The sequence below is a fragment of the Amycolatopsis albidoflavus genome (assembly GCF_039525725.1).
GTDB lineage: Bacteria > Actinomycetota > Actinomycetes > Mycobacteriales > Pseudonocardiaceae > Amycolatopsis > Amycolatopsis albidoflava.
In genome coordinates this window covers 415471-432648 of sequence record NZ_BAAAHV010000011.1, presented here as the reverse complement: position 1 = coordinate 432648, position 17178 = coordinate 415471, and the positions used below count along the sequence as shown (strand labels likewise).

The following is a 17178-nucleotide window of genomic DNA, read 5'->3' as shown; positions in this document are numbered from 1 at the left end:
GCGGGCTTCGCCGTGGAGACCGGATTGCCGTCGAGTGTCTCTGCTGGAGGGGGCGGGTGGGTCGCGGGTTCGCTGGGGCGTTAGGCGGTGGACTCGTAGGTGGGATCGTCCTGGTAGCTCCGGGCGGTTTCCCGCAGGCAGCCCAGCAGCACGTCGCCGTGCTTCAGGTCGTTGCTTGCCCAGGCTGCCCACGTCCGCATCCAGTGCTCGGGGCGCTCCGCGTGCAACGGGATCCAACGCCAGGCGGGAAACCACTTCCGGGCGGACGTCGCGCCGATGAGCACTGTGTCGACCCCTGAGCTGGTGGCGATCAGTTCGCTGTGCTCGGAAAACGCGCGGAACAGCCAGTCGACTTCGGTTCCGGTCGCGGTCGCCGCCGCGCGGAGGCCGACCTCTTCTCCCTTGGCGGAATGGGCCATGACGCGCAGCCCGCCGAGATCGGTGACATCGAGCTGCTCCCGGTCGCGCGGCCCGGTGCCTTCGCGGAAAACGCAGCCGAGCCGTTGCCGGAACAGGAGTTCCTTGCGGAGCTCGGGCGGCTGGGTGTGCACGAGGCTCAGATCCAGCAACCCGTTGAGCAGCAACCGGCGCTGCTCCTCGCTCGTGGCTTCGACGATCGCGAAATGGATCTCCGGCGCGGCTTCGCGCACCGCGTTCAGGTAGTTCTCGATCCAGCCTGCCGGAATCCCCGACGGGACTCCCAAGTGGACGAGACGCCGCGCGCCGGCCGCGGCCTGGAGAACCTCGGGGACCCGGTCGACCAGCTCGAAGATGGACAGCAGGTGGTCCCGCAGGCCTTCGCCGACCGCGGTCAGCTCGGTGCCGGTCGCGGTACGCCGCAAGAGCTGGTGCCCGAGCGACTTCTCCAGCCGGGCGATCTGCCTGCTCAGCGTCGGCTGGGTGAGGTGCAGGGCCGCCGCGGCGCGCGAGATCGAGCCGAACTCGGCGACAGCGCGGAAATAGTCGAGGTGGCGCAGCTCCAGCATGAACCGATGATATGCCTCTGAGGCATGGCCAGGTCGATCAATAGGCATTTGATCTATAACTGCTGGTCGCTCAGGATCGTCCCAGCGAGCAGAAGAGCGGAGAGGAAGCGATGACCGTCGAGTTGGCTTTCGAGCAACTGCCAGGGCCGGAGGAAGCCCCGTTCGTCTTCGTGCTCGTCCACGGCTGGGCACGCTCGCGCTCGGATTGGCACCCCGTTCTGCCTGGCCTGCAACGGATCGCTCCGGTCGTGCTCGTCGACCTGCGCGGGCACGGCGAGTCCGGGCCGGGGCCGGACATGCGGCTGCCGCACCTAGCAGCGGACGTGCGCGCGCTGGTGGACCGGCTCGGTCTCGGCCGGGTGGTGCTGGTCGCTCATTCCGCGGGCAGCGAGGTGGCCGCCTTCCTCGCCCGGCAGGCACCGGAATCGGTGGCCAGGCTGGTCGTGATCGACCCGGCGTTCGGACTTCCGGACAACGATCGGGCCCGCATCGAAGCGATCGCCGAGCGGCTCCGGCGCGAGGATCCCGTCGCGGTCGCCCGGGAACACTTCGCCGACCACGGTCCGTGCCCGGTGCTCCCCGGCACCGGCGACCAGGTCGCGGCCGCGCCCGAGGCTGTCCGCGACCTGTTCATCGAATTCGCTTTCGGCGCGGAGGCGCTGCATTTCCGCTCTCAGGCGAAGCAGTTCTTCGCCGATTTTCCCGTACCGCTGCTCGCGATCTACCGAAACGACGAACGCGCCCGCCTGGCCCGCGAGTTCCTCTCCGGAGCCACGGTCAAAGTCCTGCCGGGCGGGCATTGGACGCACCACGAGCACCCCGGCGACGTGGTGGCCGCGATCGCCGAATTCCTGTCCCCCGCGGAAAAGAAGGAAGCACACCATGACTGAACCCCGCCGTGTCGCCATTGTCACCGGAGCCGCGGGAAAACTGGGCGCCGCCATCGCCGAACGCCTGCTCGAAGACGGCGTCGCCGTCGTGGTGGCCGACGTCAAGTCGGGTGCGGCCGCCGCGACCGCCGCGGATCTGCGCGCCAGGTTCGCCCCGCCCGCGGTCGGCATCGCCGCGGATCTCGGGTCCGTCGAGTCGATCGAGGCCCTGGTCGCGGACGTGGGCAGGCGCTTCGGCCGGATCGACGTCATCGTCAACAACGCGGCCGTGAACCGCCGCTCCACGCTCGCCGAACTGTCGGCGGACGACTGGGACCTCATGAGCGAGGTGAACCTGCGCGGCCCGGCGTTCCTCGTCAGCAGGGCGCTGGAGTTCTTCAAGGCGCAACACGGCGGCGCGGTGGTCAACATCGCCTCGCGCAACTGGGTTTCCGGCGGGCCGGTCGCCTACACCGCCATGAAAGCCGGGCTCGTCGGGCTGACCCGCTCCTTCGCCACCGAACTCGCGAAGCACAACGTCACCGCGAACGCGGTCGCGCCCAGCTTCATCCGGTCCGACTTCACCGCCTACGACCGCGACGACGAGCAGATCCGGCGCCTGACCGCCGAGTACCAGGCCATCACGCCGATGCCGCGGATGGCGGAACCCCGGGACGTCGCCGAAGCTGTCGCCTTCCTGGCCTCGCCCGCGGCGTCGTTCATCACCGGCGAGGTCCTGCACGTATGCGGCGGCGCGCAGCTCGCCCCGCTTCCCCAGACCCCGCTCGCCGTCGAACACGCGGCCCTGCCGTGAAGTTCGGCGTCGCGACGATCTGTCTGCCCACAGTGGACATTCCCGAGTGCATCGCCCAGGTTCGCGCAGCGGGTTTCGCCGGGATCGAATGGCGGGTCGAGCCGCGCCCCGGCAGCATCCGAGACCCCAAGCCCGCGCATCCGTACCTGGTCGGCCACCGCGCCACCCTCCCGCTGGACGTGCCCACGGCCGAGTCAGTCGCCCGCGACACGCGCGCGGCAGGACTCGACGTGATCGGCCTGGCGCCCTACCTCGAGGTCGGCGACACCGAGATGCTCCGGCTCGCGTGCGATCTGGCCAACGCTGCCGGCGCTCCGCAAATCCGGTTGCAGGCACCGCGAATCTCCCGAACGGGACAGTCCTATTCGGACCTGTTCGAGCGCACCGTCGCGTTCTTCGGGGAAATCGAGACCGCCGCGAGAGCGGCCGGAATCCGCGCTCTGCTGGAGATCCACCACAACACCATCTGCCCCAGCGCCTCGCTCGCGCACCGGGTGGTCTCACGCTTCGACCCCGCGCACGTCGGGGTCATCTACGACCTCGGCAATCTCGTCTTCGAAGGCTACGAGGCGCACGAGATCGCGCTCGACCTGCTCGGCGGCTATCTCGGACACGTGCACCTGAAGAATGCCGCGCACTTCCGCTCGCCGGGCGGCGGTTGGCAAGCCGGGTGGACTCCGCTCGAGGACGGCGAAGTCGACGTCCGCCAGGTCCTCGGCCTCATCGACCGACGCGGTTACCCCGGCTGGGTCTCGGTCGAGGACATGAGCCTGGACCGCCCGCCCGTCGCGACCCTGCACCACAACGCGGCACAGCTCCGCGAGTGGGGCCTGCTGCACTGAGCTTCCCGTTACTGGACAAGGAGGTCCACAATGGATGCGACAAAGTCCGCATCGGACACCGCCGCGCCCCTGGTCGCGAAGGCCTCTCGCTACCGGTGGGTGATCCTCGCCGTGTGCTGGCTGGCCTACACCCTGATCTACCTCAACCGCACCGCCTGGTCCGTGGTCGCGGTCGACGCTTCGCATTCCATCGGGTTGTCCGTGGCGCAGCTGGGGATCTTCGCGACCGCGATGTCCATCGGGTACGTGGTCACCAACATCCCCGGCGGAATCGTCGCGGACCTGATCGGCGGCCGCCTCGCCGTGGGGATTTCCCTTGTCCTGGCGGGAGTGCTGACGTTCGCCTTCGGCACCGTGCGCAACCTCGGCGTGGGGATCGCGATCCAGGTCCTCATCGGGCTGGTCAGCGGCGCCGACGTCGCGTCCTTCACGAAGCTGCTCAGCCGCTGGTTCCCGCCGCGCGAGCGCGGGACCGCGTTCGGGCTGTACATCACCGCGACCGCGTTCGGCAGCGTGCTCGCCAACGCCTCCATCCCCGCGCTCATGGCGCGGCTGGACTGGAACGGGGTCTACTACCTGTTCGGCGTGCTCACCGTCGCGGCCGGCGTGGTCTGCTGGGTCCTGCTGCGCAACGACCCGCCCGGCTCGGCCGAGCCGGCAGAACCCGGCGGACGCCTCGGCTTCGCGGCGATGCTCAAGAACCGCAACCTGATGTCGCTCGCCGCCGCCGGACTCGGCATGCAGTGGGCCACCCTGGGGTTCCTGGCCTGGGGCAACTCCCTGATGGTGAAATCGCTCGGGCTCTCGGCGGGAAAGGCCGCGCTGGTCATGGTCATCGTCAGCACCACCGCGATCGGCGTCAAACCCCTGGTCGGCTTCATGTCCGACCGCCTGCGCGGCACTCGCAAGGCGCACCTGATGATCCTCAGCGGGTACTTCGTGCTCATCCTGGTCGTCTTCGGCCTGGTGCGCGATTACACCGTCCTGCTGATCCTCGCCCCGCTTCTCGGGTTGGGCGTGTACGGCTACACAGTGCTGACCAACTCGACCGTCCCGCAGTACGCCGATCCGCGCTTCGTCGGAGGCGCCTTCGGCCTCGCCAACACGGCCTGGCAACTGGGCGGCGTATTCGCACCGATCGCCGTCGGCGCCGTCTTCAGCGCGACCGGCTCGCTGTTCCTGGCTTTCGGCGTCCTGGCGATCGGGCCGCTGCTGGGGGTGCTGCTGCTTATTCCGATCCGCGAGCAGGCAGACCGCCGCTCCGACGATGCCGCCGGGTCATCGAGCACAGTCAGCCTTTGAGACGGGGACAGCTGCATTGTCTCGGAAACCCGTGCCGCCATCTCGGGGCCGGTGTTCACCACGGTATGGGCTGGTGCTCGCCATCGCTGTCACCGCCCTGCGAAACAACGCAAGCGTCAAGGGCGGCGCCCCGAAGCGAAGAACATCTGCCCGCATTCGCCGGGGCGGGCGGCGCGCAGTTCGGCGTCGAACTCGGCCAGTGCGTCCAGGTGGGCTGTGGTCGCGCCGGTGGAGGTCGCCATCCAGTCGGGAAGCAGGTAGAAGGGCGTGGTCCCGGTTTCGGTGAAGCCCGCGGCGGCCATCTCGCCTGCCAACACGGGCGGCGGGACTAGGCGGGTTCGGAGGTCGGACAGTTCGGCCGGGGTGTACATGGCGAGGAACGACTGGTGGGGGCACCGCGGATCCCAGGCGCTCACGATGAAAACCCCTCCCGGGCGCAGCACTCGGTGGGCCTCGGCGACGAAGCTCAGCCGGGCCGCCCGGGAAAAGTGGTTGATTGTTCCCATCATGCAGGTAACGAGATCGAACGAGCCGTCGAGGAAGGGCAGGGCCGATCCGTCGGCGACGGCGAACCGGCGCGGGCCGCCGTCGTCGGGGAGTTGGTGGATGCCCTCGTCGCGCAGGTCGATCCCGACGGACAGGACTCCGTGTTCGGCCAGCAGCCGCGGATAGCGCAGGGTCCCGCTGCCCACGTCGAGCGAAGCTCTCGTCCGGGACAGGTCGATCGCCTCGAACAGGCGGGTCATCTCGACGTGTTTCTTGGCGCGGTCGGGTTCGGAGGCGTTTTCGAACTGGTGGTAGAAGGTGCCGTCGTAAGCGCTGATCCGGGTGCCCGGCCGGGCCGCCGTCCGCTCTCGTCGGCAGGTCTCGGCGCGAGTCCAGGCGTCCTGGAAACCGGCCTCCCATGAAAGAAGCAGTTCGAACTGGCAGACCGCTTCGGGAAACCGGGCCCGTTTCTGGAGAGCGCAAGCGAAATCGTAGATCTTCCGCTTGTCCGCGAGAGTGGGCTCGCAGGCAGCGGACCGCCGGTAGGCGAGGTCCGCTGCGGCGTCCGCTCCGAGACTGCCAAATGCGTCGCCGACGGCTCGCAGGGCACGGGCGCGGAGCCGGACCGAATCGGCCGCCGTTTGGTAGAAGCCGATCGCCGTCTGGGTTTCGCCGGTTCGGGCGAGCGCCTCGGCGGCGTCGAAAGCGGCGAACGGGTCTTCGCGGAGGGTTCTCCCGGACGTCCGGGCGATCTCCGCCACGAGCCGGTCCGCGTCCTCTTGGGCGAGCACGCCCGTGCGGCGCAAGCGGGCAATTCGCCGCACTGCGAAGCCAGGCGAACCTAGGGAGCTGAAGTGGCACGCGGCTTGGGAGAAGTGCTGGCCGCTCAGCTCCTGCTCCGCGCACAGGAGGGCGGCGACCTCGGCGGCGGTGGGCGAGACGTGCACGGCGTACAGGACTCCCGAAGCGGTGGCGGCGACAGCCAGTCCCCAGTTCTTCGCGAAGGCCAAGCCGACGATCTCGCCGTCGAGCCGGAGGGAGTCCCAAGGGATGCCCTCGACGAGGACGTGGACGCGCTCCGCGTCGGCCGCAACGACCAGGCGCGGCTCGCCGGTCTCCGCCCGGTGCCGTACCGGGAGATCGCCGCCCCAGTCCTCGACCGGTCCCGGCGCGGTCCTGCCGGGCGCGCGGGACGGTTCCGGACCGGTGACCGGCTCGCCTGACTTGTCGAGCAGGAAAGTCTCCCCTGTCGTCTCGACGGCGACGGCCTCCTGCTCCTCGACGGCCCGGACCGCCACGACGGGGCCGGGGCTGCGACGGGTCCAGCAGATCCTCATTCCGCCGCTTCTCCCCTGCTCTCGCGGATCCACTCGGCGAACGCCGCCACGGTCGGGCGTTCGAACAGCTTCTCGAGCGACGCCTCGACCCCGAAGCGTTCGTTGAGGTCGGTCAGCAAGGCGGCGGCATGCAACGAGTTCCCGCCCAGGTGGAAGAAACTGTCGTCGACGCCGACCTCGACGGCGTTCAGGGTGCGGCCCCACGACTCCAGCAGCGCCTCCTCCACGCGGTCCCGCGCCTCGCGCCCGCTCCCCGAGATGGTGACCGGCCGCTCCGCGAGCGCGCGCCGGTCGACTTTTCCGTTGGCAGTCAAGGGAAATCGGGGAACTGCCACGAACGCGACCGGCACCAGGTGCTCCGGCAGCTTCCGCTCCAGTTGCGCGCGGAGGTCCGGCGGGGCGGCCCGGTCGCCCGCGAGCACGTAGGCGATCAGGCGGACCCCCGCGACCGGGTCGCGGTGGGCGACCACCACCGCGTCCGTCAGTCCCGCCAGCGCCTTCACGGCCACCTCGACCTCCCCCGGCTCGACGCGGTGACCGCGGATCTTGACCTGATTGTCGGCGCGCCCGGAGAACAGGACCTCGCCGTTCGCGTCGACCTGCCCGAGGTCGCCGGTCCGGTAGGCGCGCCCGCCCGGCGGTCCCGACGGATCGGGGACGAACCGTTCGGCGGACAGCCGCGGCCGGTTCAGGTAGCCCCTCGCCAGCACCGGGCCGCCGATGTGCAGTTCGCCCGTGGTCCCCGGCGGAAGCGGCGCGCCGTGTTCGTCGAGGACCTCGATCCTCGCCCCGTCGATGGGCCGGCCGATCGGCGGCAGCTCCGGCCAGCTGCCCGGGTCGGCGGCCAGCCGGGTCGAGGTCACGATGTGGGTTTCGGACGGGCCGTACTGGTTGCAGAGCCGGGTCCCGCGCAGCTGCTGGAAGAACCGGCGCAGGCTCGGCGTGACCACGAGCTGCTCGCCCGCGGTGATCACTTCGCGAAGCAGGGTCGGATAGGCGTCCCGGGCGTGGGCGGCGTTGGCGAGCGCCTGAAGCGCGACGAACGGCAGGAAAAGCCGGGTGATCCGGTTCTCGGTCAAGAACCCGAGCAGCCGCCCGGAGTCGCGCCGGATTTCGTCGGCCACCAGAACCAGGCAGCCCCCGGTCGACCAGGTGCTGAACATCTCCTGGAACGAGGCGTCGAAGCCGGCGGCGGAGAACTGCAGGGTCCGGTCGGTTTCGCCGGCCGCCGAGTCCCCGCGCTGCCACTCGACGAGACTCGCCACCGGGCCGTGCGGCATCGCGACGCCCTTGGGCACTCCGGTCGAACCCGAGGTGTACATGACGTAGGCGAGGTCGTCGGGCGAGACGGGAACGCGGACCGGCTCCGGCGGCGCTCCCTCCGGGGCCTGGTCCGGGTCGACGACCGTGATCCCGGCCGGCATCCCGAGGCGCCGGGCTGCCTCGGGCCGGGCGACGAGCACGCGGACGCCCGCGTCGGCCGCCATGAAGGCCGTCCGCTCGGCGGGAAGGCCCGGGTCCAGCGGCAGGTAGGCGGCGCCCGCCTTCAACGTGGCAAGGATCGCCAGCGGCAGCGCGAACGACCGCTCCGCGCAGATCCCGAGCACCGTGCCCGCGACGCCGAGCGCGGCGAGGCGGGCGGCCAGCCGGTCCGCCAGGAGATCGAGACGGGCATACGACATCGCCCGCCCGCTGTGCTCCACCGCGGGCAGGCCGGGCGTGCGGCGGCACTGCTGCTCGACCAGCCGGTGCGCCGCCGGGCGGCCGTTCCCGGCGTCTGCCGTCATCGCCCGGACCCCGTACCGCCCGGTGCCGCGGGGACACGCCCGCCGGGGTTTTCGACGAGGTGCCCCAGGAGCGCCGAGAACCGGGCAAGCAGGCGATGCGCGGTCCGTTCCTCGAACAGTTCCGCGTTGTACTCCAGGAAACCGCTGATCGCGTCGTCGTGTTCGGTCAGCAGCAGAGCCAGGTCGTTGCGGGTGGTGCCGAGGTCGAGCTCCATCGGCTCGGCGGTCAGCCCGGGCAGCGCGGGCAACGGATCGCCGGTCGCGGTGGTCAGGCCGAGCTTCGCCTGGAAAAGCGGACTGTGGCGGGCGGTGCGAGGCGGGTTCAGCGCCTGGACGACCCGTTCGAAGGGGACGTGCTGGTGCGGCAGCGCCCCGACCACGGCCGCCCGGACCTCCGCCAGCAGCTCCCGCCAGGCTGGCGACGCCGGCATCCGGACGCGCAGCACGATCTGGTTGACCAGGAAGCCGATCAGCTCCTGGGTCTCCGGGTCCGGCCGGTTCGCCACGTCCGTGCCGACGACGAGGTCCCGCTGGCCGGTGTGCTCGCCCAAGGCGGCGCAGAACGCGGCGAGCAGCACCATGAACGGGGTCGCGTGCTCGGCTTCGCCCAGCCGCCGGACCGCGCGGGTCGTCCGGCCGTCGAACGAGACGGGAACCAGGCGTCCTTCGTGACCGAGCCGGGCCGGGCGCGGCCGGTCGGTGGCCAGCGGGGGCAGGTCCAGGATCCCGTCGAGCCGGGCCGTCCAGTAGTCCAGCTGCCGGTCGAAGAACCCTTCGTCGGCCAGTTTCCGTTGCCAGGCGGCGTAATCGGCGTAGTGGAACGCGGGCTCGCCCGGCGGGAACGGCTCGCCGCGCAGCGCGGACTGGTACAACTCGGCCAGCCCGGTGCGGAACAGCTCCATGGACCGACCGTCGTGGACGAGGTGGTGGAAACAGAGCATCAGGACGTGCTCGTCCGCAGACAGGCGCAGAATCCTGGCTCGCAGCAACGTTTCGCGGTCGAGCCGGAACGGGCGGCGGTACTCGGCCGACGCCAAGCGCGACACCTCGGCTTCGCGCTCGCCCGCCGGCAGCGCGCTCAGGTCGACGACCGGCAGCGGCACGGGCAGCGGCGGCCGGATCGACTGGAACGGCCGCCCGTCGCGGGTGACCAGCACGGTGCGCAGAATTTCGTGGCGCCGGGCCAGCTCGGTCGACGCGGCGGCCAGCGCTGCGACGTCCAGCGGTCCGCGCAGGCGGTCGAAGGCGGGCACGTTGTACTGGAAACCGTCGGGATCCATCTGCTGCATGAACCACAGCCGCTCCTGGGGGAACGACGGCACCAGGAAAGGCGTGCGCTCGACGCGCCGGAGTGCGGGCCGATCCGCCTCGGGAGTTTCCTTCTCCGCCATGGCCTCGTCGACGCAGGCGGCCAGGTCGGCCAGCACCCGCTTGTCGAACGGGAGCTGGACGGGCAGGTCGAGGCCGAACTCCTCGCGGAGCCGGAAGACCAGCCGGAACACGACCAGCGAGTTGCCGCCCAGACCGAAAAAGTCGTCGTCGGCGGCGATCCGCTCGCGCCCCAGCAGTTCCCGCCAGACGGCCGCGATCTTCTCCTCCGTCGCGGTGAGCGGGCGTTCCGGCGTTTCGGCCGTCGTCTCGGGCACTCCGGCCAGCTCCCGCAGCGCCGCGCGGTCGACCTTGCCGTTGAGGGTCAAGGGAAGTTCCGGGAGCACGACGTACCGGTCGGGGGTCATCGCCTGCGGGAGATACCGGCGCACCTCGTCCGCGACCTCGGCCAGCACCCCGGCGTGGGCCTTGCGCCACAACGGGTTGTTCGCGTATTGCCGCAGATCCGGCCGGGCAGCGGGCGGCGCGGGGGTGGGTGCCGGGCCGGGCTCGACGTCCGGACCGGCCGGCACCGGCCGCACGACGGCGTCGAACGAACCGTCGGCACGCCCCTCGAGCCAGCTCACCTCGACGTGGCAGGGAAGCTCGTCGGCCAGTGCCCAGAGGTCTTCGGGGTCGACGCCCGGGTTCGAGATTCCCTCGGCCTGGGCCAGCAGTTCGCCGACCGAAGACGCCGGATCGCGTTCGGCCAGCAGGTCGCGCAGCACCGCGAGCTGTTCGAGCCGCGCGTTGGGGATGTTCCGCAAGGATAGCGGCGGAACCGGGTCCCGCACCAGGCGGCGAAGCTCCTGGAGGCTGAACTCGTCGGCCTCCCAGTCCCGCCACTCGGCGGCGGGGACGGCCTCGGGCCGCTCGCTCCCGTCGCCCACGGTGAGGACGACGTCGTATCGGAAGCGGGTCAGTTCGTTGCGGTAGCGACCGCGTTTCGGCAGGACCCTGGCCGCAGAGATGCTGGGCAGTTCCGCCCGCAGGACACCGAAAAACCGCGGGTCGATGCACAGTTCCTCGTCGTAGGCGGTGCGCCGCTGGACGCGCGCCTTCAGCTCCCTGACCCGCATCGCCACGTCGGCCCGGTGCGCCTCGACCGAGGCGTGGAACAGATCGAGCAGGCACAGGCTTCGCAGGTCGCCCAGGAAGATCCGGCCGCCGGAGGGCATCGCCGCCGCCGCGCGGCGCAACACATCGACCAGATAGGCGAGGGAGGGGAAGTACTGGACGACGGAGTTGAGGATGACCGTGTCGAACTCCTCGCCGTCCAGGATGCTCTCGTGCGCGGCGGCGAGGCGCAGAGCGACGGCGGATTTCCCTGTGTCGCCGAGAAAACCCCGGACGGTGTCCAGCGCGGCCGCCGAAAGGTCTGTGCCCACGTAAGACTCGCAGCTCGGGGCGACTCTGGCGAGGATCATCCCGGTGCCGCAGCCGATCTCCAGCGCCCGGCGCGGCCGGAGTTCCAGAACCCGGGCGACGGTGTCCCGCAGCCAGTTGGCCATCTCGGCCTCGTCGATCGGGCCGCCGGTGTAGCTGCTGGTCCAGCCCGCGAGGTTGAACGACGGGTCCTCCGCGGCTTCCCCTCGTCCGCGATAGGTGCCTTCGTAGATCTGCTGCCACTGGCCCACGTGTTCGCCAGGCAGATCGTCGCCGCCGTCGATCCGCCGCTCGTCGAGGCACAGGAACGCAACCAGGGATTCTTCGCCCGGCGCGGCTCCCTCGACTACGTCGGCGGCGCACTGCCGCACCGCGTCGTGGCGGGCGAGCACGGCCTCGATCTCCCCCAGTTCGATCCGGTTCCCGCGGACCTTGACCTGGCCGTCGCGCCTGCCCAGGTACTCCAGGTTCCCGTCGGGCAGCCAGCGCACCTGGTCGCCGGTCCGGTAGAGCCGCGCCCCGGGTTCGCCGCCGAACGGATCGGGGACGAACCGCGTCGCGGTGAGGGCCGCGCGCCGCCAGTAGCCGTAGGAAACCCCCGCGCCTCCGACGTAGAGTTCGCCGGCCACGCCCACCGGGACCGGGCGCAGCCGGTGGTCGAGGACGTACGCCCGGACGTTGTCGATCGGCCTGCCGATCGGGACCCGGCCGCCGGGCGACACCGCAGCGCCGACCTCGTAGGCGACGCACGCCACCGCGGCCTCGGTCGGCCCGTATTCGTTGACCACGCGCGTCTTTCCGCGCAACGCCGCGATGTCGTCTTCGAAGAGCGCTTCCCCACCGATGATCACCGTCTTGGCCAGGTCGCCCGCTCCAGGCCCGCCGCGCTCCAGCAACCGCACGTGCGCCGGTGTCAGCTTGACGAACGCCAGGTCCCGCGCGGTCCGGGCGAAGTTCCGCAGATCCTCGCCCGGCGCGCCCGAATCGGGCAGCACTACCAGGCGCTGCCCGACGAGCAACGGCGCGAAGATGCTCGTCACGGTGAGGTCGAAGGCGACCGACGAATGGACCGGAACCCCGCTTCCCCCAACGGGATCGAAGGTCGCGATGACCCATCGGAGGTAGTTCACGACGTTGCTGTGGGACAGCATCGACGCTTTCGGCTGGCCGGTCGAGCCCGAGGTGTACATGAGGTAAAGCAGGTCGTCCCCGGACCCGGTTTCGCCGAGTGGGCGGTCCGGCCGCGCGGAGACAGCGGCCTCGTCGGTGTCCAGACAGAGCACACGCGCCGGCGCCGCCGTGACGGCGGTGCGAAGCCCTTGACACGTAAGCAGAAGCCCCGACTCGCTGTCGGCCAGCATGGCGTCCAGGCGTACGGACGGCTGGGCCGGGTCGAGGGGCAGGTAGGCCGCGCCCGTCTTGAGGATCGCGAGCAGCGCGGTGACCAGCTCCGGCGACCGGCCGAGCAGCAGCGAGACCACTTCGCCCCGGCACGCTCCCAGTTCCCGGAGCCGGTGAGCGAGCCGGTTCGACGCGCGGTCGAGAGCCTCGTAGGACATCTCGCCGTCCGGGGAGCTGATCGCCACCGCTTCGGGCGTCCTGGCCGCCTGCTCCCGGAAAAGTTCGTGCAGGACACTGCTTTCCCGGCGATCCCCGGCGGCCCCGTTTCCCTGCGACAGCAGGCGGTCCGCCTCGGCGGGCGACAACAGCGGCAGGTCGGCGACCGGAGCGGCCGGGTGCGCCACGACCGCGGCGAGCACGCTTACCCACGAGGCGGCGATCCTCGCGGCGGTCGCGGCGTCGAAGAGGTCGGCCGCGTAGTCGAGGCAGCACTCCAACCGGTCCGGCGTGCCCCAGGCGTTGAGATCGAGGTCGAACCGCGCGGCGTCGCCGTCGGTCTCCAGCAGCGTCACCTTGAGCCCCGGCAGCGCGCTGAGCGGCGGCGGCGTGTTGTTGAGCGTGAAGTTCACTTGGTACAGCGGGCTGCTGGCGAGGTCGCGCCGGGGAAACAGGCGCTGCGCGATGAGATCCACCGGCGTGTCCTGGTGCTCGTAGGCGGCCAGGCAGGTCCGCTTGACTGCCTTCAGAAGGTCCACAAAGGACTGATCGCCCGCCGGACGGATCCGGAAGAGCACCGTGTTGGCGAAGAAACCGATGAGCGACCGAAGCTCCGGCTGGCGGCGGTTCGCGACCGGGCCGCCGATCACGAGGTCGTCCTGCCCGCTGTACCGGGCCAGCACGACCGAGAAAGCGGCCAGCAGCGTGATGTACAGGGTCGTCCCCGAGTTCCGGCTGAGGTCGTCCAGCGCCCGCCCCAGTCCGGCGGGCAGGGCGAAGCGGTGGGCGCCGCCCCGGTACTCCTGCACCGGCGGCCGGGGCCGGTCGACAGGCAGCGCCAGCAGTTCCGGGGCGCCGCTCAGCTCCGCCTGCCAGAACGCGAGCTGACGCTCCGCCTCGGGACATTCCGACCAGTCCCGCTGCCATCGGCTGTACCCGGCGTACTGGACCGGCAACGCGGGCAGCGGCGACGGGAGCCCGTTCAGGAACGCGTCGTACAACGCGCGGAGCTCCTCGCCGAAGACGCCGAGCGACCATCCGTCCACCACCGCGTGATGGAAGTCGGTCACCAGCACGTTCTCGTCCGCCGCGCGACTGATCAGCCGGAACCGCACGGGAGGCCCGGCGGCGAGGTCGAAGGGGGTGGCGTGCTCGGCGGCGATGAGACGCGCGCACTCCCGCTCCCGGCCTTCCGGAGGCAGGCCCCGGAGGTCGATGACGCGGACCTCCTGGCGGGCGGCGGGCAAAATCCGTTGCCACGGCACGCCGTCCTTCACCGGGAAGGCCGTTCGGAGGATCTCGTGCCGGGCGACGATCTCGTCGAGGCAGCGGGACAGCACGGCAACGTCCAGCGGGCCGGACAACCGGTAGGCGATGGGACTGTTGTAGAAAGAGCTGGCTGACTTGAGCTGGCCGAGATACAGGATCCGGCGCTGGGTCGAGGAGACCGGCGCGTCCTCGCCGGAGGTGCCCGCGTAGGCCGTCAGGACCGGCGGCAGGCCGCGTTCCTTCAGCCGCCGCCGCAGGACTTCCCGCTGCCCGGCGGACAGCCGCCTGATCCGCTCCGTCAGGTCAGGCACGGTCACCCCCCGCTTTCCTCGAGATCCGGGATCTGCTCCAGGTCGTCGACGAGCGCGCTCAGCTCGTGCCGGGAGCCGCCGCCCGCCCGGATCTCCTCGGCCAGGCTCGCGACCGTCGGGGCGTCGAAGAACCGTTCCAGCGCGACGTCGGCCCCCAGCCGCTCCTGGACCAGCGACAGGACCACCGTCGCCAGCAGGGAATGGCCGCCGAGGGCGAAGAAGTTGTCGTGCCGGCCCACGTCCTCGACGCCGAGCGTCTCGGCCCACACCGCCGCCACCGCTTCCTCGGTCCGGCCTTCCGGCGGCACGTGGGCGTCGTCCTCGATCCGCCGGGCGCCGGCCGGTTCCGGAACGGGGACAAGCTCCAGACCGCCGTCACGACGTCGCCGCACCCGGTGCTCCGTCCGGACCGGCGGGGCGCCGCCGGCCCACAAGTCCCCCGGGAGTCCGGGCGGCACGGGGTGCCGATACGCGTCGAGCACCTGGAAGGTGCCGTCCGGCCGCGCTGCTGGCTCGCGGTACAGGTCGTCGGCGGCGAGACCGGCCGGGAGCGCGCTTTCGTCGAGACAGCCGCCGTCGTTCTGCCCCAAGGGAAAGCCGCCCACACTCTCGTCCAGCGATTCCGTCATCCGGCGCAGCACGGTCAGCCACGCGTCCACGAGCCCGGTCACCGTCTCGGCGTCGAACAGGTCGGTGGAGTACTCCACGTCGCCGGTCAAGCGGCCGCCGGCTTCGGTGACGGTGACGGAGAGGTCGAACTTCGCGGTCGGCCGTTCGATCTCCCGGACCTCGACCCGCACGCCGGGCAGCGGCAGCCGGGTTTCAGCCGCCCGGATGAGCTGGAACATGGCCTGGAACAACGGATGGCGGTCGGCCCGGCGGTCGCCGCCCCACATTTCGACCAGCCGCTCGAACGGCACGTCCTGGTGGTCGTAGGCGTCCTGGCAGGTGCGGGCCGAGTCGGCCAGCACCTCGCGCAAGGTGGTGCCGGCGCGGACCGGGGTCCGCAGCACGAGCATGTTGACGAAGAGCCCGATCATCTCGTCGGTCTCCGGCCGGTCGCGCCCGGCGATCGCGGTGCCGAGGACGAGGTCGGTCTGCCCCGAACAGCGGTGGAGCACTACGAGGAATCCCGCCAGCAGGGTCATGAAGAGGCTGACGCGCTCGTCCCGGCCGAGCTGTGCCAGCTTCTCGGCGAGGGTGTGGTCCAGCGGGAAACGGTAGGTGCTGCCGCGGAAGGAGACGTCCGACGGACGCGGCCGGTCGGCGGGCAGGACGAGGGTGGGCAGCCCCTCGATTTGCTTGTGCCAGTAGGAAAGCTGCCGTTCGAATCCCTCCCCCGTCGCCGCCTTGTGCTGCCAGGCCGCGTAGTCCGCGTACTGCAGCCGCGGCATTGGCGGCGGGTGGCGGTCGCCGGACTGGAGTGCTTCGTAGCGTTCCCCCGCTTCGCGGAGCAGGTTGTCCAGCGACCACGCGTCGGCGACGATGTGGTGGAACGTGACGAGCAGCAGGTGGCGGTTCTCCGCGGTTTTCAGAAGCCGGAGGCGCAGCAGCGGCGCGCTTCCCAGATCGAAGGGCTCGTCAGCTTCTTGCCGGACAAGTCGGTCGACCGCCGGTGTCCGCGCGGCCTCTGGGACCCCGGTCAGATCGACGAACCGGAGCGCGACCTCCTTGCCGGTGATGATCTGCTGCAACCGGCCGCCGGCCAGCCGAAAACAGGTCCGGAGGCTTTCGTGCCGGCGGGAGCAGGCCCGGAAAGCCTCGCCGAGCCGCCCGGCGTGCAGCGCGCCCGTCAGGTCCGCGGCGACGGTGACGTTGTACACCGACGGGTCGTCCCCGAGCTGGCTCGAGAACCAGATCCGCTGCTGGGCGAACGACGCCCCGGCGGCGGTGGCGGCGCTCAAGGCCGCTCCTCCGCGTGCGAAGGATCCGACATCGCGACGGCGATCCGCCGCGGCCCGGTGAAGGGCTCGCGCCCGTGGGAGGCGAGCATGTTGTCCACCACCAGCACGTCGTCGAGGCGGTAGTCGAACCGGCTCGCGGCGGACCGGTAAGCGTCGCGAAGGGCGGCCAGCACGTCGTCGGGGATGCGGCCGCCGTCGCCGTAATAGGTGTTGCTGGGCAAGCCGTCCTCCCCGAACATCTCGAGCAGGCCCCGGCCGACCTCCGCCGGGAGCGCGCTGACGTGGAAGATCGCCACGTGGTTGAACCAGACCGCTTCCCCGGTCCGCGGATGCCGGTGCACGGCGTCCCGCACCGCCGTGGTCCGGAGGCGGCCGGGGCCTCGCCACTCGGCGCTCGTCCCGGTGCGGGCGCAGTACCGCAGGACCTCGTCCGGATCGTCGGTACCGAACGCCTGCTGCCACGGGATGCCGACGTCCTCGCCGAAGTTCCGGACGACCCGCCACCGGCGGCGGGCGAATTCCTCGACCACCGCCGGGTCCAAGGCCCGCAGGACCCGCCGGGTGTCGGCCAGCGGAGTGGCGCCGCGCTCGTGCGGCGGCTGCAGGCAGTGGAAGTACAACGTCATCGGCCAGGACAGCTGGTAGGAGTTTTCGTTGTGGAAGAAGATCTCCTCCGCCGGCGGGTAGTCCGTCGACGTGTAGATGTTGCCCTGGATCGTGCTGCGGGGCGAAGACCGCTCGACGTAGGGAAGCGGCTCTCCGGACAGCGCCCGGACGACCGCCTCGAACCCGGCCACCCCGCCGACGTCGAAGCCCCGGAGCAGCACCGCCCCGTGCTCGTCCAGCCGGGCCCGCAGGGACGCGCGCTCGGCGGTGATGCGCTCGACGAGGTCTTCCTCGGGCGCGCCGCGTTCGACCACGTAGGGAAGCGCCATGGTTTTCCCTCTCTCGACGGGGCCG

The 17178-nt window shown here is 71.0% G+C and carries 10 protein-coding genes; 4 read left to right on the top strand and 6 right to left on the bottom strand.

The window, feature by feature from the left end:
- Positions 1-80: 80 nt before the first annotated feature.
- Positions 81-986: a LysR family transcriptional regulator gene (locus tag ABD156_RS16565; protein ID WP_344273428.1), complete on the bottom strand. Its 906-nt coding sequence runs from the start codon at positions 984-986 to the stop codon at positions 81-83.
- A gap of 110 nt (positions 987-1096) precedes the next feature.
- Between ABD156_RS16565 and ABD156_RS16560 the strand changes: the two genes are divergently transcribed.
- Genes ABD156_RS16560 through ABD156_RS16545 form a run of 4 tightly spaced genes read left to right on the top strand, consistent with a single transcriptional unit; the run spans position 1097 to position 4813 of the window.
- Positions 1097-1876 (top strand): alpha/beta fold hydrolase, encoded by a 780-nt coding sequence (locus ABD156_RS16560; RefSeq protein WP_344273425.1) that lies wholly within the window; start codon positions 1097-1099, stop codon positions 1874-1876.
- Positions 1869-2669, top strand: a complete 801-nt coding sequence (locus tag ABD156_RS16555) for an SDR family NAD(P)-dependent oxidoreductase (protein ID WP_344273422.1) — start codon at positions 1869-1871, stop codon at positions 2667-2669. The genes ABD156_RS16560 and ABD156_RS16555 overlap by 8 nt, the downstream gene beginning before the upstream one ends.
- Positions 2666-3511, top strand: a complete 846-nt coding sequence (locus ABD156_RS16550; protein ID WP_344273419.1) for a sugar phosphate isomerase/epimerase family protein — start codon at positions 2666-2668, stop codon at positions 3509-3511. Before ABD156_RS16555 ends, ABD156_RS16550 begins: the two co-directional genes overlap by 4 nt.
- Positions 3512-3541: 30 nt before the next feature.
- A complete protein-coding gene (locus ABD156_RS16545; protein ID WP_344273417.1) occupies positions 3542-4813 on the top strand; it encodes an MFS transporter in 1272 nt (423 codons plus the stop codon).
- A gap of 116 nt (positions 4814-4929) precedes the next feature.
- Here the strand turns inward: ABD156_RS16545 and ABD156_RS16540 are convergent, their stop codons facing one another.
- Genes ABD156_RS16540 through ABD156_RS16520 form a run of 5 tightly spaced genes read right to left on the bottom strand, consistent with a single transcriptional unit; the run spans position 4930 to position 17153 of the window.
- Positions 4930-6636: a class I SAM-dependent methyltransferase gene (locus ABD156_RS16540; protein WP_344273414.1), complete on the bottom strand. Its 1707-nt coding sequence runs from the start codon at positions 6634-6636 to the stop codon at positions 4930-4932.
- A complete protein-coding gene (locus ABD156_RS16535; protein WP_344273411.1) occupies positions 6633-8423 on the bottom strand; it encodes a non-ribosomal peptide synthetase in 1791 nt (596 codons plus the stop codon). The genes ABD156_RS16540 and ABD156_RS16535 overlap by 4 nt, the downstream gene beginning before the upstream one ends.
- On the bottom strand, positions 8420-14320 hold the full coding sequence (locus ABD156_RS16530; protein WP_344273408.1) for an amino acid adenylation domain-containing protein: 5901 nt from the start codon (positions 14318-14320) through the stop codon (positions 8420-8422). The genes ABD156_RS16535 and ABD156_RS16530 overlap by 4 nt, the downstream gene beginning before the upstream one ends.
- The gene (locus tag ABD156_RS16525; RefSeq protein ID WP_344273405.1) at positions 14317-16218 is read right to left on the bottom strand and encodes a condensation domain-containing protein; all 1902 of its coding nucleotides are present in this window, start codon (positions 16216-16218) and stop codon (positions 14317-14319) included. The genes ABD156_RS16530 and ABD156_RS16525 overlap by 4 nt, the downstream gene beginning before the upstream one ends.
- Positions 16215-17153: a TauD/TfdA family dioxygenase gene (locus ABD156_RS16520; RefSeq protein ID WP_344273402.1), complete on the bottom strand. Its 939-nt coding sequence runs from the start codon at positions 17151-17153 to the stop codon at positions 16215-16217. The genes ABD156_RS16525 and ABD156_RS16520 overlap by 4 nt, the downstream gene beginning before the upstream one ends.
- Positions 17154-17178: the final 25 nt, after the last annotated feature.

Coding starts and splice junctions, on each gene's coding strand:
- ABD156_RS16540 (WP_344273414.1), bottom strand. CDS start 6,636: ATGAGGATCTGCTGGACCCGTCGCAGCCCCGGCCCCGTCGTGGCGGTC.
- ABD156_RS16565 (WP_344273428.1), bottom strand. CDS start 986: ATGCTGGAGCTGCGCCACCTCGACTATTTCCGCGCTGTCGCCGAGTTC.
- ABD156_RS16560 (WP_344273425.1), top strand. CDS start 1,097: ATGACCGTCGAGTTGGCTTTCGAGCAACTGCCAGGGCCGGAGGAAGCC.
- ABD156_RS16535 (WP_344273411.1), bottom strand. CDS start 8,423: ATGACGGCAGACGCCGGGAACGGCCGCCCGGCGGCGCACCGGCTGGTC.
- ABD156_RS16555 (WP_344273422.1), top strand. CDS start 1,869: ATGACTGAACCCCGCCGTGTCGCCATTGTCACCGGAGCCGCGGGAAAA.
- ABD156_RS16520 (WP_344273402.1), bottom strand. CDS start 17,153: ATGGCGCTTCCCTACGTGGTCGAACGCGGCGCGCCCGAGGAAGACCTC.
- ABD156_RS16545 (WP_344273417.1), top strand. CDS start 3,542: ATGGATGCGACAAAGTCCGCATCGGACACCGCCGCGCCCCTGGTCGCG.